Source organism: Micromonospora thermarum, assembly GCF_012034245.1.
Lineage (GTDB): Bacteria > Actinomycetota > Actinomycetes > Mycobacteriales > Micromonosporaceae > Micromonospora > Micromonospora thermarum.
The window spans coordinates 17517-37868 of sequence record NZ_JAATEO010000002.1 but is presented as its reverse complement, the minus strand read 5'-3'; the positions used below and the strand labels follow the sequence as shown (position 1 = coordinate 37868).

19 protein-coding genes and 2 pseudogenes are annotated in these 20352 nt (G+C 69.6%); 3 read left to right on the top strand and 18 right to left on the bottom strand.

The genetic code is table 11. The annotated features are described in order from the left end of the window. The first annotated feature begins 4 nt into the window (after positions 1 to 4). Entirely contained in the window at positions 5 to 1597 is a 1593-nt protein-coding gene (locus tag HCJ94_RS01910) for a recombinase family protein (RefSeq protein WP_167999213.1), read from the top strand. A 61-nt stretch (positions 1598 to 1658) separates the two neighbouring features. On the opposite strand, the gene HCJ94_RS01905 is transcribed toward HCJ94_RS01910, so the two are convergent. Further along, positions 1659 to 1847, bottom strand: coding sequence for a hypothetical protein (locus tag HCJ94_RS01905; protein ID WP_167999212.1), 189 nt, complete (start codon positions 1845 to 1847; stop codon positions 1659 to 1661). Positions 1848 to 2427: 580 nt separating this feature from the next. Continuing rightward, positions 2428 to 4344, bottom strand: coding sequence for an Hsp70 family protein (locus HCJ94_RS01900; protein WP_167999211.1), 1917 nt, complete (start codon positions 4342 to 4344; stop codon positions 2428 to 2430). Positions 4345 to 4507: 163 nt separating this feature from the next. Here HCJ94_RS01900 and HCJ94_RS01895 point away from each other — a divergent pair, with 163 nt between their 5' ends. Then, complete coding sequence (locus HCJ94_RS01895) at positions 4508 to 7273, top strand: AfsR/SARP family transcriptional regulator (protein ID WP_167999210.1); 2766 nt, start codon at positions 4508 to 4510, stop codon at positions 7271 to 7273. 149 nt (positions 7274 to 7422) lie between these two features. Here HCJ94_RS01895 and HCJ94_RS01890 read toward each other — a convergent pair. The 13 genes and pseudogenes from HCJ94_RS01890 to HCJ94_RS01830 all read right to left on the bottom strand — a co-directional run bounded on the left by HCJ94_RS01890 (position 7423) and on the right by HCJ94_RS01830 (position 16857). Further along, positions 7423 to 7952: pseudogene (locus HCJ94_RS01890) on the bottom strand (GNAT family N-acetyltransferase). Between the two features lie 512 nt (positions 7953 to 8464). Next, positions 8465 to 8812, bottom strand: a pseudogene (locus HCJ94_RS01885) (ADP-ribosylation/crystallin J1); the annotation flags it as partial. Between the two features lie 183 nt (positions 8813 to 8995). After that, positions 8996 to 10012: a C40 family peptidase gene (locus HCJ94_RS01880; RefSeq protein WP_167999209.1), complete on the bottom strand. Its 1017-nt coding sequence runs from the start codon at positions 10010 to 10012 to the stop codon at positions 8996 to 8998. Between the two features lie 65 nt (positions 10013 to 10077). After that, positions 10078 to 10257: a hypothetical protein gene (locus HCJ94_RS01875; protein ID WP_167999208.1), complete on the bottom strand. Its 180-nt coding sequence runs from the start codon at positions 10255 to 10257 to the stop codon at positions 10078 to 10080. Between the two features lie 236 nt (positions 10258 to 10493). After that, positions 10494 to 10823: a hypothetical protein gene (locus HCJ94_RS01870; protein ID WP_167999207.1), complete on the bottom strand. Its 330-nt coding sequence runs from the start codon at positions 10821 to 10823 to the stop codon at positions 10494 to 10496. Between the two features lie 92 nt (positions 10824 to 10915). Then, the gene (locus HCJ94_RS01865) at positions 10916 to 11323 is read right to left on the bottom strand and encodes a hypothetical protein (RefSeq protein WP_167999206.1); all 408 of its coding nucleotides are present in this window, start codon (positions 11321 to 11323) and stop codon (positions 10916 to 10918) included. A gap of 41 nt (positions 11324 to 11364) precedes the next feature. Next, positions 11365 to 11688: a hypothetical protein gene (locus tag HCJ94_RS01860; protein ID WP_240943809.1), complete on the bottom strand. Its 324-nt coding sequence runs from the start codon at positions 11686 to 11688 to the stop codon at positions 11365 to 11367. Between the two features lie 199 nt (positions 11689 to 11887). Then, a complete protein-coding gene (locus HCJ94_RS01855) occupies positions 11888 to 12877 on the bottom strand; it encodes a DUF932 domain-containing protein (RefSeq protein WP_167999205.1) in 990 nt (329 codons plus the stop codon). 72 nt (positions 12878 to 12949) lie between these two features. Then, positions 12950 to 13210 carry a hypothetical protein gene (locus tag HCJ94_RS01850; protein ID WP_167999204.1) on the bottom strand — a complete coding sequence of 87 codons (261 nt, stop codon included), beginning with the start codon at positions 13208 to 13210 and terminating at the stop codon, positions 12950 to 12952. 74 nt (positions 13211 to 13284) lie between these two features. Next, positions 13285 to 14577: a MarR family transcriptional regulator gene (locus HCJ94_RS01845; protein WP_167999203.1), complete on the bottom strand. Its 1293-nt coding sequence runs from the start codon at positions 14575 to 14577 to the stop codon at positions 13285 to 13287. A 157-nt stretch (positions 14578 to 14734) separates the two neighbouring features. Continuing rightward, entirely contained in the window at positions 14735 to 15328 is a 594-nt protein-coding gene (locus HCJ94_RS01840; protein ID WP_167999202.1) for a hypothetical protein, read from the bottom strand. Positions 15329 to 15339: 11 nt separating this feature from the next. Next, on the bottom strand, positions 15340 to 16068 hold the full coding sequence (locus HCJ94_RS01835) for a hypothetical protein (protein ID WP_167999201.1): 729 nt from the start codon (positions 16066 to 16068) through the stop codon (positions 15340 to 15342). 99 nt (positions 16069 to 16167) lie between these two features. Beyond that, entirely contained in the window at positions 16168 to 16857 is a 690-nt protein-coding gene (locus HCJ94_RS01830; protein WP_167999200.1) for a hypothetical protein, read from the bottom strand. 678 nt (positions 16858 to 17535) lie between these two features. Here HCJ94_RS01830 and HCJ94_RS01825 point away from each other — a divergent pair. Next, positions 17536 to 18057 carry a toll/interleukin-1 receptor domain-containing protein gene (locus HCJ94_RS01825; RefSeq protein ID WP_309227106.1) on the top strand — a complete coding sequence of 174 codons (522 nt, stop codon included), beginning with the start codon at positions 17536 to 17538 and terminating at the stop codon, positions 18055 to 18057. A gap of 123 nt (positions 18058 to 18180) precedes the next feature. Here HCJ94_RS01825 and HCJ94_RS30695 read toward each other — a convergent pair whose 3' ends face one another. From HCJ94_RS30695 to HCJ94_RS01815, 3 genes are all read right to left on the bottom strand, one after another. Then, positions 18181 to 18309, bottom strand: a complete 129-nt coding sequence (locus HCJ94_RS30695; protein ID WP_255480861.1) for a hypothetical protein — start codon at positions 18307 to 18309, stop codon at positions 18181 to 18183. Between the two features lie 136 nt (positions 18310 to 18445). Then, entirely contained in the window at positions 18446 to 19279 is an 834-nt protein-coding gene (locus tag HCJ94_RS01820) for a hypothetical protein (protein WP_167999198.1), read from the bottom strand. A gap of 129 nt (positions 19280 to 19408) precedes the next feature. Then, on the bottom strand, positions 19409 to 20263 hold the full coding sequence (locus tag HCJ94_RS01815; protein WP_167999197.1) for a replication-relaxation family protein: 855 nt from the start codon (positions 20261 to 20263) through the stop codon (positions 19409 to 19411). Between the last annotated feature and the right edge of the window lie 89 nt (positions 20264 to 20352).

The following is a 20352-nucleotide window of genomic DNA, read 5'->3' as shown; positions in this document are numbered from 1 at the left end:
AGCCATGGCCAATGCCGTACGACGCCGGGCGATCTTGCTAGCGCGTCTGTCTGACAACAGGGAAGACGTGGACCTCACCGATGAAGGCATCCCTCTAGGACTCGATGATCAGCTACGCCGTATGCACGGCAAGGCTGACGAACTTGGGTGGGACGTGTGGAAGGTGATCAAGAACCCGCGTCTGTCCGCCTACAAGCGACGCAAGATCACGCTTCCGGACGGGCGGCGGGAGTACCGCGTGTTCCGGCCTGATTTGCGGGAGGCGTTGGCGGATCTCGCCGCAGGCCGCGCGAACGCTTTGCTGTGTTTGGATCTGGATCGGGCGTTTCGTGATCCGAAGGACTTGCAGGACTTGATCGATGTGGTGGACCACTCACCGCACGACATCGTGGTGGAGTCGGTCACCGGGTCGTTGCACATGGAGAAGGGCCGGGACAACTTCGACGCGGAGATTCGGGTGCTGGTGGCCAACAAGGCGTCGCGGGACACCGCACGGCGGGTCGCCGCGGCGAGAGAGCGCCAGGCCCTCAACGGCCAGTACGGCGGCGGTAAGCGGCCGTTCGGGTTCTGCTCCGGACCGCCGAAGATCGTCCCGGACGGTGGACGGTTGGACGAGGCGGTGTGCGCGTGGCACGGCGGCCGGGACTGCCGCTCCGGGATCACCCCGATCAAGAGCGAGACGGACGTGATCGCGGACTGCTCACGCCGGCTTTTGCAGGGGGTGAGCCTGCGAGCGCTGGCCGCCGAACTGCGGGAGAAGGACGTACCGACGGTGACCGGTGCGAAATGGTCGGCGGAGACGTTGCGCGATGTGCTGCTGCGCCCGCGTAACGCCGGGCTGATCGTCTACCGAGGTGAGATCCTTGACGGGGTGAGCGCGCCGTGGGAACCGATCGTGCAGCCGGAGACGTTCGAGGCGGTGCGCGCCCTGCTGACGGATCCGGCGCGGCAGACCGCACGGGGCGCGCCGCCGCGTTGGGTAGGCACGGGCATCTACCGGTGCGGGCGGTGTACTCCGCCGGGCACCGAGACGACGCAGCCTGCGACCTGTCACGTGACCCGGGGCGGGACGAACCCTCGGTACACGTGCCGGGAGTACAACCACGTGGCCCGCAACGCCCACCGGACCGATGAGGTGGTCTTCGCCCACGTCATGTACGCGATCACTCATCCTCGCGCGTACGAGTTGTTGGCTCCGGCCGCGCCCGAGGTGGACGCCGGTGCCCTGCGGACGGAGAAGGCGACGCTGCGCCAGACACTGGCGCGGATGGCCGAGGACGAGGTGATGGGGTTGCGGACTCGGGAACAGGTTGCCGTTGCGACCCGCCGCGCCAACATCCGCATTAACGAGATCGACGAACTGCTCAACGTGACGGTGACCGACGACCCGTTGGCGGAGGTGGTCAACGCTCATGACCCGGTGAAGGCGTGGAAGAACATGCCGGTGGCGGACAAGCGGGTCATCGTGGACCGGCTGTGCACCGTGACGATCCTGTCCGCCCGCCCTGGCCGCCGCTTCGACATCGCCTCGGTCCGGGTTGACCCGAAACACTCGCTCGGCAGCACTCCGCCTCAGTTTCAGGCCGACACGCGGTAGGTCCGGAATCAGCGCAGATGGGGGAGCCCTGAAGTGGGGCTCCCCCATGGGTGTGCAGGCGTTAACGGCTCGGCGGCGGCCATAGCGACGCGATGGTGTCTCGTTGCTCCTCGGTCAGCGGCGGCCACCGGTCCACGTTGGCTGTCACATGGGCCATCAGCGACTCATCGCGCAGCACGGCCCGCAGCGCGGCCAGTTCCGCATCGTCGGAGTCCCGAGGCGCGGCCATCGCGGCAAGCCGTACTCGCATCAGCGCCCGCACCTTCGCCGGCTCTCCGGCTGGCTCGATCCGCTCGCCGAGCGGTGGCGAGTCAGGGTGGGATTCGATCAGAGCTGGGTCCGGAAAGCGGAGCGGATGAACGGCCGGCGGTAACGTCTCCTTAGATTCGCGCTGGCCAGGCGGCGTTTCGGCGAGGGGGGTGTCGCATCGCGGTGTTGTTCGCTGACTGCTCGCGTCTCTAATCCGGGCAGTGCGGGACGGGCGTTGTCTTATTGGCTCTCGAGGGCAGTCTGTCGCTCGCGTACCCGGTGTTCGGCGCTGCGGATCAGCCATAGGCAGCCAGTCGCACTACGAGGATAATCGTAAGGGTGAAAGTGGTGTTCATCGCTGACCTCCTTGGATAGGCGAAAGCGGATGGCCCGCAGAGCGCGCACTCTGCGGGCCATCCGCTCGTCGTAGTACGACGACACGGGTGTGTGGGAAGCCCCCACCGAGGACGCAGAACCCGGTGGGGCCTCCCGGCCGTTTACGCATGGGCGACAGCTACTCCCTCGTGCGTTCGGCTCTTCGATGACGCCGGTCACACCGGTCGGCTGCGCGGTGGGACTCGTCAGTCGCTTCGACCGTCGGTCAGGCGGCGCAGCGCCGCACCTGCGGCGGGGAACGCGAGGCGGAGCGTGTGTCCGGCCAGCCGTATTGACCACCAGGTGACGGCGATGAGGTAGCCGACGGTGAGTGCGCCGCTGGTGTTGCTGGTGAAGACGATGGCGTAGCCGATGGCGAGGCCGGGTGCGGTGATGGTGCGGATGGTGCGGCTTCGGGTGGCGGTCATGGCGGTGGCGATGCCGAGGAGGGCTGCTCCGGTGCTGCCGATGAGGCCGGGCATGCCGGTCCAGTCGACGGGTGGCGTGATGGTGAGGGCTGCGCGCATGAGGTAGATGCCGGCGGTGGCGATGGCGGCGTGTAGGACTGCGGGTCTGGTGTGTTTGAGCCAGGTGGGCAGGTCGGTGGCGGGGATGCGGGGTGCGGTGGCGGCGATGACGGTGGCGCACACAGCGAGTGGTAGGGCGGAGCCGAGGGTCCATCTGAGGTAGGGGCTGTAGTCGTATCCGACGGAGGTGCCGGTGGCGAGGCCGTAGAGGGCGGCGGCAATGGCACCGCCGACGGCGGCGGCGAGGTATCCGCGTCGGATGAGGCTGCCGGTGGCGGGTTCGGGTGTTGGCGTGGTGGGTGTTCCGGCGAGCCAGGTGGTGGGGGCGAGGTGTGCTACGGCGAATGCGGTGAGCATGGCGAGCGCGCCGGCGGTGCCGAGTTGGGGTAGGGAGGTGCGCACGCCGATGATCCGGTACTCGACGGTCGTGATGTCGGCGGTGAGGACTGCTTGCAGGAGTAGGGCGAGTGAGCAGGCGGTGAGCACGGTGGCGCTGGTCAGGTCCCGGACGCGTAGTCGCACGCGCGGCAGGTGACTGTCAGCGGCGGTGCGTGCGTCATGGTGTGGTGCGGTGAGGGCGAGGGCGCCGTCAGCGAGGACGTGGGACTGGTCGCGCAGGACGGCGGGGGCGAGGCCGGTCGCGGTGGTGAGCCGGTCGTGCAGGCCGGGTATCGGTTCGGTTTCGCGGAGGATGACGCCGGCGAGGTGCTGGGGGTTGATGTCGGCGGTGTCGAGGGTGTCGCGGACCGCGTCGTGCACCGTGTCGAGAAGGGGCTGCGTGGCGGTCGCGACGTCGTCGCGGGTGATGACCGTGGGTGTGCGGGGCGCGGGGAGCAGGACCGGGGCGCGGTCCTGTGTGGCGAGGAGTTGTCGGGCCTGGCGGACGGATTCCAGCAGGACTCGGCCGTCCTGAGTCTGGTCGGCGATGTCGACGCGTAGTGGGTCGTCGTGGGCGGTGGCGGCCTCGACGATCCGCTGGGCGAGAACCTGGTTCAGGTCGCCCGGTGGGTCGATCGCTCGGGTGGCCAGCTCTCGGTATCCGTCGCTGTTGACCTGGAGGACGGTCAGGGTGACCGGGTGGCGGCCGGCCTGGCAGATCAGCAGGCACGATCCGTCCGGGGCGGTGAGCCCGTGAGCTTGGGCGTGGGCGGCGAGGGCTGCTGGTGCGGTGACCATGGTGGGGGCCGATATTCCGGCGCGGGACGCCGCTTCGATGAGCTGGTCGCGTCGGCGTGGTCCCCAGCTGGACGGGATGGTCAGGGTGAGCGTGACGATCGGTTCACCGACCTGTTTGGCGGCCTGGCCGGTGACGTGTCGCAGCAGTGTGGCGAGCACCTCGACGGCGTCGACGGGGCGGCTGGTGTCTGTGGTGCCGAGCAGGTCCAGCGGGTCGGGTACGAACTGGTGGCCCGGCGGCGGGGTGTTGGCTGAGGGCACGCCGAGGTAGAGATTGCCGGCGGGGTCGAGGGCGACGCCGCGCGGCATGGCGAGCCGGCCGTCGAGCATGACGGGAATCCGCGCGCCGTGACGGTCGACGGTCGCGGCGATGGCCGGCGAGCTGAGGTCGATCGACAGTCGTGCGCCCCCGCTTGGCATGTGCGGCAGTCTCACCCGAGTAGCCGTTGGACCGTCAACCACCGTCCCGCGCAGTGATCCTTTGTGCGCGCATGGTGAGAATCCTTCTCCACGGGATGGTCATCGACGTGCATCCTCGTGTATGCGGAAGGAACGTCACCATCGGGCAGGCGGGGGAGGCAGAGTGCCACAGGAGTCCCCGGACAAGGCTCGCCGGCTGGCTGAGTACGGCGCGCGGCCCACCGTCTACACCCCACCCGAGACGGCCCGTCGCCCTCGGGCCGGCCGGTCGGCGGCCCGGCTGGTCCGGGCTGTCGTGGGTGCGGTGGTGTTTCTGGCCGGGGTGCCCGTGTTGTTGTGGGTGGTCGGTGGTGATCCGCTGCGGCGGCTGCCGTCGTGGTCGCAGGTCGCCGTCTGGTTCGACCAGCCGAGTGGACGCTTCACCCCGACCGTCCTCGCAGGCATGGCCGTGTGGGCGCTGTGGCTGCTCTGGGCCGTGTTCGCCCTGCTCCTCGTGACCGAACTGGTCGCGGTGGTGACGCGGTGGCGGGTCCCGGCACTGCGGCTTCCCGCTCCGCTGCACCGGCTCGTGTTCGGCCTGGCCGGCACCGCCGCGATCGCCGTCACCTCCACCGGCCCAGTCCACGCCGCCGTCGGCAGCGACCAGCCGACGGCCGTCGCTGCCACTGACAGCGGCGCCGTGATACCTCGGCAGGCCGTCGCACGAGGACCCGTACTGATCCGCGTCGCCGACACCCGCTACCTGTACACCGTCGAGCGCCACGACACCCTCTCCAAGATCGCGAAGGAGTGGCTCGGTGACGCGGACCGGTGGCCGGAGATCTGCCGGCTGAACAAGCACCGTCACTTCCCCCGAACCGGCGGCACCCTGCGCGACTGTGACCTCATCTACCCCGGCTGGGACCTGCGGCTCCCTGCCGACGCCCGCCCGCCGACGAGTGCCGCACCGGCGACGCCGCCCGCAGCGCCCACGCCACCACCCGCGACCACGCCCCCGTCGGCATCGCCGAGTCCCACACCTGACGCGCCGAGCCCCACCGTGCCGCCCCCCACACCTGATCACAACGCAGCAGCGAACCCCAGCGGCGCACCGTCGACAGCTCCGAGTGCGCCACAACCCACCTCGCCCACCCCACCTGCGACGCCCAGCCCCAGCGCGTCAGCGACGCCCTCCGGTGGGCCGGATATCAGTGACACGCGCAGCCCGACCGTGGCCACCGACGAGCACGGTGTGCAGCTATCCCCGTCGGACTGGCTGCCCTGGTCACTCGCCGCCGCGATCAGCGCTGCCGCTGCGCTGGTCTGGGCACAACGCCGCCGCCGATACACCGGCGAGCCCGACGCCGACCCACCCACGCAGCCGCCACCGCCGGTGCTCCACCTGCGCCGCGCCGTCGCCCGCAACCCCAAACTGCCGAATCCCGAGAGCCACGACACCGAGCCGCCCGCACCCGTGCCCGACCTCGCGCCGCTGCCGGCTGGCGGAACCGGCATCGTCGGAGACGGCGCGCACGCCGCCGCCCGCGCCACCCTCGTCGCGGTCCTGGCATCCGGGGGCCCGCACCAGCCTCACGCCCTCGGCGAAGTCATCATTGACGCCGCCACCCTGGAACAACTGCTCGGCCCCGACGCGGCGGCCCTGAACCCGTGGCCACGGCTGCACGTCGTCGACAGCATCGATGACGCGCTCACCGTGATCGAGGCCAAACTCCTGCACCGCAGCCGCATCCTCGACGAGCACGCCCTCACGGACCTGGACACCCTCCGGCAGCAGGCCCCCGACGAGGAAGCGCTGCCACCAGCGGTGCTCATCACCCACACCCCACCCGCGGAAGCCCGCATGCGGGCCAAGGCCGCTCTCGCCCTCGGCGGCGACCTGGACGTGTCCGCACTCCTGCTCGGCGAATGGGCCCACGGCGCCACCATCGACGTCGCCCCGGACGGCCACACCACCCTCGTGTCCGGGCAAACGGCCGAACCGGTGCCACCGCGCCTGCCCGTACTCGAGCACACCACGGCGATCCAGATCCTCACGACCCTGCGCGAGGCGCAGACCGGTGAACCGTGCGCCGTCGCGTCACCCGCTGCACCGGTCACGGTCGTCCCCCTGCACGCCAGCCGAACCGACTCCAAGCCCACCGGCCAGCCCGCCCCGCCCACCACGCCGGCTGCTGATGCGAGCACTGGTAAGGCTCAGCTGCGGGTGCTCGGACAGCCGCGGATCGACAACATCACCCAACCCGGCCGGCCGCTGCGAGCCAAAGCCCTCGAACTCGCAGTGTTCCTCGCCTGCCACCCCGACGGAGCCACCACCCGCGACATCGGCGAATATCTCGAACCCGACGCCCGCATCAGCCAAGCCGACCAACGCGTCCACACCAACGCCAGCAACCTGCGACACGTCCTGGGCCGCGCCGGCACGGCGGACACGAGGAGCGCCTACGTCATCAAGACCGCCGGACGCTACCGACTCGACCCAGCAACCGTCGACGTCGACGTCTGGACGCTTCGCGACCTGTTGCGCACGGCCACCATCGCCACCGGCCCACGCCGCCGGGAACTGCTCACCGCCGCCTGCGACCTCTACACCGCCCCACTGGCAGACGGCCAAGACTACGAATGGCTCCAGCCACACCGCGAGACCGTCCGTCGCTGGGGCACCGAAGCGCACCTCCTGCTCGCCGACGATCTCATCGACTCTGACCCGCAGAGCGCATCGGACCTGCTCGACAAGGCCATCGGCCTCGACCGCTATAACGAAGCGCTCTACACCCGCGCCATGCACGCCCGCCACGCCCTCGGCGACGCCGACGGCATCCGCACCGTCCTGCGCGCCCTGACCAAAGCCCTCGCCGACCTCGACGCCGAACCCCAGGAAGCGACCGTCTCGCTCGCCCACCGGCTTCGGAGCAACCTTGCCGACAGGTGATCACCACCCCGGCGCACAGCCGCCTGAGACTGACGCCGCCTGCCGAGGCATCCAGAGCCATTGCTGGGGATGGCCGGCGCCCGGACATGCCGATGTGCGGATGTGTGGCGGTGGCGAGCGGCGGAGACGGTCGTGGCGATCTTCGCCGATCAGCTGGCCAGCTTCTCAAAGAGTTCGTTCGGCGTGTCATAGTACCTCGTCGTCCGGCCGAAGTGCGTCATGCCGAGCCGCCGGCAGACGGCCTGGGAGGCACGGTTGTCCGGATCCGTGACCGCGATGACCCTCGCCAGACCTCGGCTGAACGCGTCGTCCAGGACCGCCGCCGCTGCTTCGGTGGCGTAGCCGTGCCCCCGGCGTCCGGATGCAGGTGCCAGCCGATCTCGACATCGGTCGGCCCGCCGGCCGGTTCCCCGGCCGACAGGGGAATCGGCTTGAGCAGGAGGTTTCCCACCAGGCGGCCGTCCGCCGCTGTGGTGATGGCCCAGACCCCGTGGATCGGATCGTCGATGGCGCATCGGCGTGCGATCGAGGCGAGGGCATCCTCGCGGCTGTTAATGATCGTGGGCTGCGCGCCCAAGAACCGCACGACCTCCCAGCGCGACTCCAGATCCAGAAGGAAGTCGGCGTCCTCATCGCGCCAGGGGCGCAGCAGGAGGCGGTCGCTCGCGACGGTGCGCATGCGACCTAATCTAGCCAGCGCCGAGCAACGCGCCTCAACCCGATTTCCTTCGCACGCATCTGGCCGCGACGTGCGTGTTCGACCGCTCGCCGATGTCGCTAATCCCCGAAGTCGAACGCGAAGGTGCCCGCCTCGATGCGGCCGATGAGCTCGCCGACACTATCGGCTTGCCGGATGGCGCTGTCCCATCCGCTGCTGGTGATGTCGACCAGCAGCACCGGTGCGGGGTCGCTGCGCAGATCGAGCACGAGCTGTTCACCGGATCCGTCTCCGCCGATGACCGCGATGCCGGGGTGCGCGTCGGTGCTCTCGTCCCATGCGTGGTGCAGCTCAAGCATCTCGCGTGGCGTGTTGAGCCAAACATGGGCTCCACCTGTTATCCACCCTCGCCGGAACCACGACGCACCTTGCAGGTAGGCCCGCCACGTGGCCGGTAGCGCTCTGCCGAGCGCGTGGTGGGCGTCGGTGAACTCCTGGTCGCCCACAGGACCATGGTACTCAGCTTCCTCGATGATTGCGCCGACGATGTGGGCGTTGAAGTCGGCAAGCTCCTCTGCGGGGATCCAGTACTCCAGCACGTCGCGGCCACCGACCTGATGAACCTCGTAACGGTCCAGGTATGCACGTTGGACCTCGAACCGGGTCACGTAGCCAACGCCACCGGCAGGGACGTTCCACTCGCGGGCGATCTTTGTGGCGTACCAGCTGTTGAGTACCGGGTAGAAGATCGGCTGGTTCGGCAGGCGTGGTGGCCAAGCCCGCCATCCGGACGCCGCGACAAGGTCGAGTTCGGCCTGGCTGGTGGGCCGCCACAGGGTGATCGTGTCGGAGGCGTCGATCGGTCTGCCCCCTGCAAACATGGTTATCGCGTGATCGTGGCGAGCCGCGCCTGCACCCTTTTGATGCTGTCGGCCCCGACGTTACAGCGGCCGGTCGGTCAGGTCGATGACACATGGAACCCAGGTGCACGGATCTAGCCGCGATCCGCTCAGCGAGATCGGCGGGAAAGAGCACCAAGCGGGATTGAGGCTGGAACCGACGGGTCACAGAACCCGTCTGATGGCAGCGATCTGGCCGAACCAGTTGCTGAGCGGCGAGATTTTGACCATGTCGCCGGTTCTTGGCGCTTGGATGATCAAGTCCTGTCCGACGTACATGCCGACGTGGCGGGGGTTGGCCATGGTGCCTTGGCTGCCGGGGATGAAGACGAGGTCGCCGGGCAGCAAAAACGCTGGGTCGGCCACCGGCTTTCCGGCGTTGACCTGGTCGGTGGTGACGCGCGGGATGGCGATGCCGGCTGCCCGGTACGCCGACTGCATAAGCGAGGAGCAGTCGCATTGTTTGTCGGGGTCGCCGGAGTGCGGGTCGGTGCAGGAGCCGCCGAAGTGGTACGGCGTGCCGAGCTGGTTCACGGTCCAGGCGATGGCGGTGGCCACGGCGGGCGGCGTGTTAGCGGGTAGCGCGAACCCGGCGGGAAGCGCGTCAAGCGCGCCGGCGCCGCAGTCGGCGTGGGTACTGGTCAGCTGCTCCACGAGGTGGATGGCGTCGTCGGTCCATTTGGCGTAGGCGTCGGGAAAGGCGGATACCTGGACGGCTTGCGCGGCCTGGGTGAGCGGCATCGTCTGCCAGCCGGGCACGGTCTGGAGCCTGTCGAAGAACGTGCTGGCCTGGTAGGCGGGCTGGGTCAGTTGCGCGATGGTGCCCCAGCCTTGGCTGGGGCGTTGCTGGAAGACGCCGATGGAGTCGTGGTCGTTGTTCTCGCCGAGGTGGGGCAGGTTGCGCAGCCCGGATTCCTGCATGGCGGTGGCGATGGCGACGATCCAGCCCCAGCGGGGTACGCCTTTGGCGACCCCGACGTCGATGATCGTCGCGGCGATGTCGAGTTGCTCGGTGTCCCATCGGCCGGCGCCGGGCGGTTGCCCGGAGGGGCGCACGGCGGGTGCGACGGCGGCGGCGCATCCGCCGGGTCCACCGCCGGTGACGGAGGACAGCAGCAGGAGGGGCAGGCCGAAGCAGGCGATGACGACGACGGCGACGATGCCGATGATGATCTTTGTCATGGTGATGGCCTCTCGAGATAGCGAAAAAGAGCCGGTCTACGTGCGGCTGCACGGGCGGCGTGGGTCTAGAGGCGGTAGAGAAGAGGGAGCAGCCTGGCGTGGGTCTCGCGGAGGAAGTCGGCGAGCAGGGTGCTGGCCGGGAACAGCGGGTGGCCCATGTCGACGCAGGTGGCGTAGCGCCAGTCCCAGTGGCCGGGCTCCAGGCTGGGCACGTACCAGAGGGCCCCGGTGATGTCGAGGAACACGGCGCCGTTGATCTGTGGGCGAGCAGGGTCATGGGTTGGCTGGCGCAGGCGGCCCGGCAGTGGCAGTCGGGGTTGTTGTAGATGGAGCGCGGTTGGCCGTGGTGGATTGGGCAGCGGCAGTCGCAGGCGCGCTCGCGGGCGTTGCGGTAGGTGCGGTGCATAGATGTCTCCCTTGGTCGTGAAGCACGACAAGGCCGTGGGCCGCCCACGTGGGCGGCCCACCCTGAGCGGTCGGGTCAGTCGACGGGCGTGCCGAGGACGGTGGCGGCCTGGCGTAGTAGGTGTTCGATGACGAGGCCGGTGTCGTGGACGTCGGCGCGGGCGTCGATCTCGGCAGCGCGGTCCCAGTCCCAAATGCCGTTGGCCATGGCGGGGACGTGCCAGAGGTCGCCGCCCTGGTCGAGGAACAGCGCGCTACCCCACTGGTGGGCCAGCAGCGTGATGGGTTGGGTGGCGCAGGTGATGCTGCAGGCGCAGCCGGGCTCGTTGTAAGTGGTGCGCGGCAGGCGGTGGTGCACGATGCAGTGGCAGTCGCAGGCCCTGCGCCACGGTGGCGTGTAGGTCACGGGCTCCTCCCGGGGGTCGATGCGCGTACGCCTCGGTCGCCGCCGGCGTAAGGGGCGGCTTCCGAGGCGTACGCGGTGGGAGCGGGGTGGTGTCAGGCCGATGGGTTCGACGGCGGGATGGTGGAGGTGTCGCGTGGTCCGAGGAGCACGATGTCCTGGATCTGGCGGGTCTCCTGCACGGTGAGCAGGTAGGCCGGCAGCCGCGGTATGTGCTCGCGCCAGGCGCGGTAGAGGCGGTGGGTCCCGTCGATGAGCAGCGGGCCGGGCGGCGCTGCGTTGACGCTGAGCTGGCCCACGATCAGCGGTTGGGTGAGGTCGGTGGTCATGGCGTAGGTGCGGTTGAGGGCGGTGCTGGTCGGGCCGATGAAGTTGGTGGCCCACGGGTTGGGGTTGTCGAGGTGGGCGAGGCCGTACGCGGTGGCCCACGCCGGCACGTCCAGGGGTCGGGTGTCGCGGGGTGAGGCTGCGATCAGCGCCTGCGCGGCGTCGATCGAGAACACCCACGGCCCGAAGTGGAACTACTGGGGTAGTCGGGGTTCGGTCACTGGTGGTCCTTCTTAGCGGTGACGCGGGTGTAGATCGCGACGCACCGGCGGATCAGTTCGTGTGACGGCAGCGTCAGCAGCCGTTGCCGCTTGTCGTCGCGGAGTTGGTCCCAGATGAGGACGGTGACGCTGGCTGACCACAAGTCGACGAGGACACCGTCGATCTTGGCGTGCTGCCGGCTGGCGACGATACGCCGCAGTGTGTCGAGGAGGGTGGGATCTCCGGGTGGGTGGTCGTCGTCGGGCCGTTGCGCTTCGGGGAGCTGGGTGTAGCAGTCCTCGCAGGTGGACTCAATGCGCGGCGGTGCTCGGTCTCCCACCTCTGGATGTCGGCGGCGGGCAGGCCGCACACCGACTGGCGGAGGTCTCGCGGGTGGCGGATGTGGCGGATCATCGGCGGGCCGCCGTCCCGTGTGATCTGCGTCGCCTGGTGCTTGGGGGTGCCATGGATGGTGTCCCGTTCTCTGTGGGCCGGGGCAGCGGTCTGCGAACCGCTGCCCCGGGCGGGTCGAGGTGCGGTCAGACCTTCAGCAGGTCGAAGGCGGCCACCTTCAGCTCGCCGGCGTTGCCGGTGAGCACCCGGTTGGCGCGGGCGATCTGGTTCTTAGCGGGCTGGTAGTGGTCGAGGTATTCGGTGATGGCCTGGTATCCGGCCCACCGGCTCCCGGCGATGGCCTTCTGGGTGTCGGCCTCGCGGATCAGGTACTTCAGCGTGCCGAGGCGCTGCTTGGCGTTGTTCTTGGTTTGCTCGGAGGCAGTGTCCTTGACCGGCCACACCTGGCCGACGACCTTCTCGAACTCGCGCATCGTCAGCTCGGTCTGGAGCATCCGCTCGGCGGCCTTCTCGAAGGTTTCCATGTACTTCCACATCAGCCCGAGGGCTTCGCGGGCCTGGCTGATCTGGGAGTTGACGTTTGAGGTGTGCCGGAACGTGTAGTGCCCGACCGAGGTCGCGAAGGCGGCGCGTTGCGTGTTCGCACACACCACCCGGATCGGGCTGGCGTCCACCCGCAGCGCGGCGGTGCCGTCGTGCGAGGTGGTGCCGATCAGGTAGAGGTCCAGGCGGTCCACCCCGGCGATCTCCATCGCCGTGGGCAACTTCATGGTCACGAAAACGCTCTTGCCGCGGCGGAGGCTGCCGGCGGTCTCGAAGTGGGCGCCGCCGACCTGGTCGACGAGGCGGTCGAGCATTTCGGCGCATTGCTCGTTCTGCACCACGGTGTAGTCGGTGCCGACGATGCCGAGGTACTCGGTGGCGCCGGTGACGGGGTTGCAGCGTACGGTCATCCGCTTGTCGTCGGCGGGGATCTGCACTTCGACGCCGTCGACGATGTCGACGCCGACGGTGCGGATGGTTCGCACGCCCCAGTCGCCGAGCCGGGCGGCGGCCATGATCTCCTCGGCGCGCATGGTGTCCTGGGTGACGGTGCCGAGCTGGTGCCAGGCCGACAGGCGGGCGCTGGCGAAGGCGGTCGTTCCGTCGGCGAACGTCTCGAGTTCGTGCGGCACAGGTTACTCCTTCTCGATATGCCGCGGGGGCCGAGCGCGGTGCGCTCGGCCCCCGCGAGAGGTTGGTGCGGGTCAGGACTGTTCGGTGTGGCCTTCGCCGGTCGTGATCGGACCGGTGGGGTAGGCGAACGCCATCGGCATCTCGGTGACCTGGACGAGGTGACCGGTGGCGGCGGCGCGCAGGCAACGGTTGGTGACGGCGCTGGCGCCGACGTGGCGGCCGTCGAGGGCGGCGTTGATGCCGCGGGTGATCTCGTGGGGCTTCAACGGATGGCCTGGTCTCTCGGCCAGGTAGTCCAACACCAGGTCGGACAGTGGCCGGACATCGGGCATGGGCGCTTCTCCAGGTGAGCGGGTTCCCGGGGGTCGGGCGGTGGCCCGACCCCCGTGACGTCGGCCGTGCCGGGTCAGGACTGCGGGGTGCCGTCGCTCGCCTGCCCGGAGCCGTCCGTGCCGTCCGCGTTGGCTGTGGCGGTGGGGCCGGTGTCGGCCGGAGCGGGGTAGGCGAAGGTCAGCGGCGCGTCGGAGACCAGGAGGATGCGGCCGGCGGCGGCGGCTTTGGTGCAGTTGTTGCGTACCGCTCCGGAGCTGACCGCGCGACCGAGCTGTCCGCTGATGGCGGTGGCGATGTCCTGCGGGCTCATCGTCCGGCCCGGGTTCGCGGCCAGGACGTCGAGGGTGAGCTTCTCCAGCTCGCCCCGGCCGAACGGCTGGCTGCCGTCGGCGTTGGCGGTCGCGTCGCTGCGGCGGCCCACGCTCGCGGTGATGCCCGGCGCTCGCGGGGGCGTGCGACGGGGCAGGGTGACGATGTGGGTCTCGCCGTCCGGCGCGACGACGTGCAGCGTGCCGTCCGGCCGGATCAGGGGCAGCACCGCCGCCGTGGCGCTCGGCGCGGTCGCCAGGCCGCGGATGACCTGGTAGCACAGCGGGCAGCGGGGCGGCTCCGGGTTCGGGTCGACCTCGCTGGCCTTGGTCGGGCCCGGGATCCACCGTTGCGGCTGGCCGGGCAGCCGGCGGGCGGCGTCGGCCTGCTCCATCGCGGTCAGCAGCCGGGAGGCGGTCGGGTGACTGATACCGCTCTCGGCCACGATCACGTCCAAGGTCGCGCCGCCGTCGCCGTAGTCGGCCAGGACACCCTTGATGGCCATGACCTTGCGGTCACCAGGGCGAGCGGGCTGCACGGCGGTGACCGTCGGTGCCTGCTCGTCCTCGCCGCTGTCGGCGTCGACGTCGGATGCGTCGTCGGGGTCGGTCGGGCCGTCGCTGTCGATCTCGCTGCCCGGCTGGCCGATTGCCTCGCTTGACGGCGTGTCGTCGCTGCCGTCGTCCAGTCGGTCGTTCTCGGCGACGCCGTGGTCGGGGTCGGTGGGCTGGTGGCCCATCTCCATGTCCGGCTGGTCGGCCGAGTTGTCGGCGTCCGGGCCGCCGATATCGGTCTCGTCGGCGGCCTCAGCGGTCGGCAGGGCGTCGGCGTCGCTGGGCGTGGCGAGGGTCCACCGGGTGGGGGTGCCCTCGGTGGGGTCGGCGCCGGTGTCCACCGCGACGATGACACCGACGTCGGCCAGGGTCTTGATCGCCTTGTCGGTGGTCGAGCGGGCCTTGCCCGCCTTGTCGGCCAGCTCGTGGACGTTGCCCTGGCCGAGGTCGGTCAGGGCGTCGAGGACGGCCTGCGTGGCAGGCGTCAGGGACAGGTGTTTCATCAGGTGTTCCTCCTCGGGAACTGGTGGGGACGCCCGGCACGGTGGTGTGCCGGGCGGTGGTGCGCCGGGTCGCGGGCAGCGGTCAGCGCGGCAGGCGCGTGAGGCGGGTGCGCTGCCGAGGTTGCGGCCCGGTGGCTGGGATGGCGTGATGCGGGAGTCAGCAGCCGGCGTCGGTGGTTTCGTTGTCGGCGGGCTGCAGGATGTAGAGGCGGTCCTCGGTCGGGTCGCGGTAGATCCCGGCGTCGGCGTGGGACAGCCGCGCCGGGTTGACGCTGCCGGGCGGGCGGATCCTGGCGTCGGAGGTGCCGACCTTGATGTGGGTGGCGTGTCCAGCGAGGTTCTGTCTGCGGCAGGAGTCGGTGTGCGGCAGGACGACCAGGACGGTGTCGCCGGGGTTGACGTAGCGCCGCCGCACCGACCGGCCCGGGTGCGCCTGCGCGTACGCGGCCCGCGCCTCGTCGCCGATGAGGGTGTCGATCCAGTTGCGGGCGTAGCGGTACTCGCGGGCCAGCTCCCTGATGGTCTCCACCGGGCCGGCGACCGTGCTGGTCGAACCGTTCAGGTCGTCTTCGTTGATCAGCAGGGTGCGTAGCCGGTCGACCGCGAGCAGCAGCTCGGTGCGCGTGTGCCGCAGGTTGCTGGCGGCCTGAGGAAGGTGCGCGGCGGCGGGGACGGGGTCGGCGGCGTGCTGGTCGAGGGTGCGGCCGGTGGCTGCGGTGATCCAGCGGTCGATGACGTTGAGGTGCAGCATCAGGTGCCTCCTCAGGTGGTGAGGTGGACGAGTTCGGCGGGGGTGAGCTGGGCGGGGGTGCGGCTTCGCCAGGTGTCGGAGTGGCGCAGGTGCCACCAGCGCAGCAGCGACCGGCAGGCCGAGGCGAGGTCGCCGCACGCGGGCAGCGGATACACCGTGGCCAGCGGCGCGGGATGCGGCCGGGCGATGTACGCGGTCGGTGCCCATCCGCGCTCGGTCTCGGTGACCTCGCCGACGACCCGATCCGGGTAGGGGACCTCGAAAGCGGTAGTGGCCTCGGCGTCGGGCGTCACCTGCCAGGTGTGCGGGTCTGTGCGCCGCAGCGTCGCGACGCCGCGCGACGGGTCGCAGCGCCGCAGGAGGAGGTGCCGCTCGTCGCCGTCGATGAGGGGCCGGTGGTTGCGCCAGGCGTGGTAGCAGGTGACGAGCGCGGCTCCGAGGACGATGTGCCGTTCGCGGGCAGCGAGCGCGTCGACGAGGGTCTGGTGGTAGCCGGCGATGTGCAGGTCGGCGCGGGCGGCCAGCCCGTGCCGGGCCGTCTCGGCGAGCACATCCACCCGGGCGAGGGCCTGGTTGAGGGTGGTGGTGCTGTCGGTGAAGTCGCGGGCGGTCTTGTGCAGGAGGCGGGCGAGGTCGCCGAGCGGTTCGGGGGTGGCGGTGTCGTGGCGCCACAGGTGCTCGGGCAGGACGTCGTTGGTGTCGGCGGCGATACGCCGCAGCGCGGGATCGGTCAGGAACACCGGAAATCTCCTTCCTCAGGTGAGGGTGTGTGGGCATGGCGAAGGCCGGTCGCAGCAGGGCTGCGACCGGTCCTCGGGCGTTTTCGGTTGGTTGGGGCGTTAGGCGATGGCGACGGCGCAGAGCCGCGCGGTGGAGCGCAGGCCGCGCAGGTAGGCGCAGGCTTCGTTGAGGAAGCGGAACCGGTCGGCGACGGAGTCACTGGCCGGGGTGAGCAGGCGGCCGTCGGTGGTGATCAGCGCGTCGCCGATCAGGGCGATGCGCCAGTGCAGACCGGTGTAGGTGGCTTCGCCGGCCTGATAGACCGGCAGCTCGTAGGGGTCGAAGTGGTGGGCGAGCATCGCCAGGACGCGGGGCTGCTGCTCGAAGCGGCGGCGGGCCTCGGCCAGGCTCACCTTGCTCGGATCAGCGTGGTGGTGGGCCAGGTAGTCCTCGAAGGGTCGGGCCGGACGGGTGGTCGCGGCGATGTGGGTGTTCCAGGCACGCCAGCGCAGCGCGGCGTGGTGGGCGGCTTTGGCGGCGGTGCCGGTCAGGTCGAGGCGACTCTTGCGGCCTCCGGCGGCCATGGTGACCGCGCCGAAGCGGCGGGCGGCGTCGAGCAGGTAGTAGCCGATGAAGCGGGTCAGCCAGCCGATGAGGCGGCGGTGGCGGACGTGGAAGCGGCGGGCCGGGGTGCCGTTGGCGTGCAGAAGGTCGTTGACCTTCTCGGAGGCGGCGAACCAGTCGGCGTCCTCGCCGGGGGCGAAGCAGACGGTGACCACCGAAACGGTGGACGGGGTGGGCGTGGGCATGACGAGGTGCTCCCTTCGCGAAGGAGTGGGCATGGGATTGCCGTGCGGTGGTGCCACCGGAGCGCGGCGTCTGGACCGGGAAAGCTGCCGCGGAAGGCGCGGGGCGTGGATCACGAGCCGACCGAGGAGGTGGGCTATGGGCGATCCCGCTGGCGCGGGCAGATCCAGGAGGAACAGACGGGCGGCGGTGCGAGCAGATAGAAGAAACTGCACCGTAGCCTCGTGACCTGACAGCGCCAGCGTTGTCAGGAACCGCGATCATGCCTGTTAGCTGCGCTGACAGGTATGGTTGCCCGGCTGCCAGGGCCTGTCAGAGGCTGCTTCGGGAGGCTATGTCCGTTGTGGGTAGGCCTGTGGATTGGTGATACTGCTCGCCTGGGCTACGCGGGTGACGGTGGCGGGGCGAGGGTGAATGAGCCGGGTTCGGGTCCGGTGAGGATCTACCATGTGGTTATGAGTTTGTGTACGGCTCCGGTCCGGGGCCATCGGACCGCCAGCGCAGCCGCGGCGTGCCCTGCGTGCCGGCGCGGCGGCCGAGGCTATGGGTACTCACCGCCCCGGCCCTACTACCCGCAGCCGGATTACACGCCGCGGAGCAGTAGCGGGGGCGGCGCGAGCAGTGGGGGCGGGGCCATCAGCGGCAGAACGCGGCCGCGTTGGTCGCCGAGCACGTCCTCCGTGACTTACACGCCTGCCGAGGTGCGGGCGCTGACTCCCGTTCGCCGCACCGTCGAGGTGCGCGCGCGTCAGGAGCCAGACCTTTGCGATGTCTTCCTCTGCCACGCGTGGGATGACCGGCGGGGTGCTGCTACGGAGTTGCACGACCTGCTGGTAGCCGAGGGCGTGTCGGTCTGGTTCAGCGAGAAGGACATTGTGCTCGGCCAACCGTTCATGCGGGAAATCGACAGAGGCCTGGCGAAATCGCGTACGGGTCTCGTCCTGGTCACCCCTGCGCTACTGAAACGCGTCGACCGCCGGGGCGTCTCTGACAAGGAGCTTTCGGAGCTCCTTGCGCGTGACCTGCTGATCCCTGTCGTGCACGAGACGACCTACGACGAGCTCCGGAGGGTAAGCCCCTTGCTTGCCTCGCGAAACGGGTTGAACACGGCGGATGATTCGATGGCAGACATTGCCACCAAGATTGCCGAGCTGGTCGCCGTCGAAGACGACCTGACCGCGCCGCTCACATCGGCGAACTAGGCGTCCGGCGGTGTGCCCAGGGCGTCGCTCCACGTCGCCAGCGACGCTGGACCTGGGTGCCGGTTGGTCGGAACGGTGGTCCGCAACGTCGGGAGCGCACCTCGACCGCGATGGGGATCTAGACTAGTCAGTCAGTATCAGCAGGACGTTTCTGGGATTCGGGCGCTGGACGAGACCACGACGCTCAAGCTCCTTCACTGCGGCCGTACGGACGCCCTTAACCTCGCGGATGCTCAGATCGAACTCCTCCATCAGCCAAGGGTAGAGAGGTTCACGGCAGACTCGGCGTCCATCCTCGACAGTGGCGTGCGCTTGAACGAACCGATAAACGGCATCCGCGTATCCAGATACCTCAACCATGGCAAACCTCCGGGAGCGAAAGGCGGCGTCAGCGCAAACGCCGTGAGATAAGGTCCCGTGCGGTATCGGAGAGCTGGGTCGCGACGAAGGTGTTGAGGCGCTCGGGGTCAGGCTCGATGCGGCGAGCCTCCTCGCGCTCCTCCCACGTGTCGTAGTCAGCGGGATCGGCGGCGGTGACGACGCCGATGCCGTGCGCTCGCGCGGCCTCGGCAACGTCAGCGACGTCGTCCTCCAGATTGCCGGCTTGGTCCGCTGGGACGTGCAGAAGCACGTATGAGTGAGTAGCGGCGCGGCGGTGCGCAAGCGCCTCGTAAACGGCTTGGACGTTGATAGCGTTGGCGGCCTTGACCTCGAAGGTGGCGACTTCGAGGTATTTGCCGGGCACGTAGGCGAAGGTGCGGACCTCCACGCTAACGATGTCGGGGCGCGACCAGATTCCCCCGGTCGCTCGCCGCCCCTGCAGCGCGGTGATCTCCACAGCCAGAGGCTCACGGCGGTGATCTTTGGCCCAGTCATGGGCGATCACCTTCCGCATCGGCTCGTAGAGGGCGAGCTCGTTCTTGATAGCCGCCTCGACGGTCGCGGCGGTCGTAAGCGCGTCAGCGCCAGCGTCGACGACCACCGCGACGGTGCGTTCCTCGACCACCGTCTCGGGCAGCAGCCGCCTGACCACGCCCCCACGGCCGCGACCGCGCACGACCAAGCCCATGTCGACCAACCCGTCACGCGCCCGGAAGTAGCGGTCGGAGTCCCAACCAAGCCGACGCTGCAGGTTCGGGTTGCTCATCGTCGTGCCGTCCGCCGGCAACGCCGCGAACATCGCCTGATGATCGCCGTGCAAGGCAGCAGGGTCAACAGCCATGCCGCTGATGCTAGGGGTCAATGCCACCTGCGGGACACACCGAAGCCGCACCAAGCGATGCCATGCTGAGTGGCTGGGTGCCAGCTACGGCTCGCAAGTGTCAACTATCGCTCGTAGTCACACGCCCTCTCAGAGTACGAAGACGCCGTCGTCGTCGAAGTTGGGGTTGTCGGCCACCGGCTGGCCGTGGTCGGTGGGCAGTTCGGCGAGCCCGACGCGGCCGGTGGCGCCGACCGGCAGCCACACCGCTTCGGCCGGGTGGGTGTCATGGGTCGCGGTGGCGACGGTGACCTCACCGCGCCGGCCGCGAAGGAGCCGGTGCAGGTGTTCCTCCCGCTGGGCGCTGCCGAGCCAGAACAGCACCGGGTACCGGACACCGACCCGCCGGATCAGGTTGGCGTAGCGGTCGAGCTTGGCGGCCAGCTTGCCCAGCGGCTCGGTGCCGGTGTCGGCCTCCAGCCAGAATCCCACGGTGGTGTCGGCGGTGCTCCACAGGCCGTGGCCGTCGGCGGTGATGGTGCGGAACTGCTTGGTGGTCGTGCTCTCCGACCACCACCGGTCCAGGCGTGCCTCGGGATACCAGCGCGTGTACGCCGACAGCCGCACGAAGAACTCGTTGACCGTGACCAGGTGTGTCAGGTTCGGACTGGCCGACAGCCGCTGGACGGTCTGCCGGGTCGACCGGGGTGTGGGCTCCGGTCGTTCGTGGGCGGCGGCCTGGAACCGGTGCCCGTTGTGGCCGAGGGTCCAGTGCCAGGGCTGGCTGCCGCCGCCGGTACGGGCGAACCGGAACCGGTCCAGCAGTCCCAGCCCGTACAGCTCACCGAGGCGGATCTGGCAGGTACGCCGAGCCAGGAAGAACAGGTGGTGGATCTGATCGGTGGTGAGGACGTGATGGTCGTCGAGCAGTTGGAGGAGTTGACGGTCACGACCGGTGACATGCGGGTAGATGGCCAGCAGGCCAGCAGAGCGCGACAGCGGCATAGGTGATCACCCCTGGAGAGAGAGTCCCGGTAGGGAGTCTGGATGAGCCGATCTTGCTAATGGGTTGGTGATCGTCCGGGTTTCGGCAG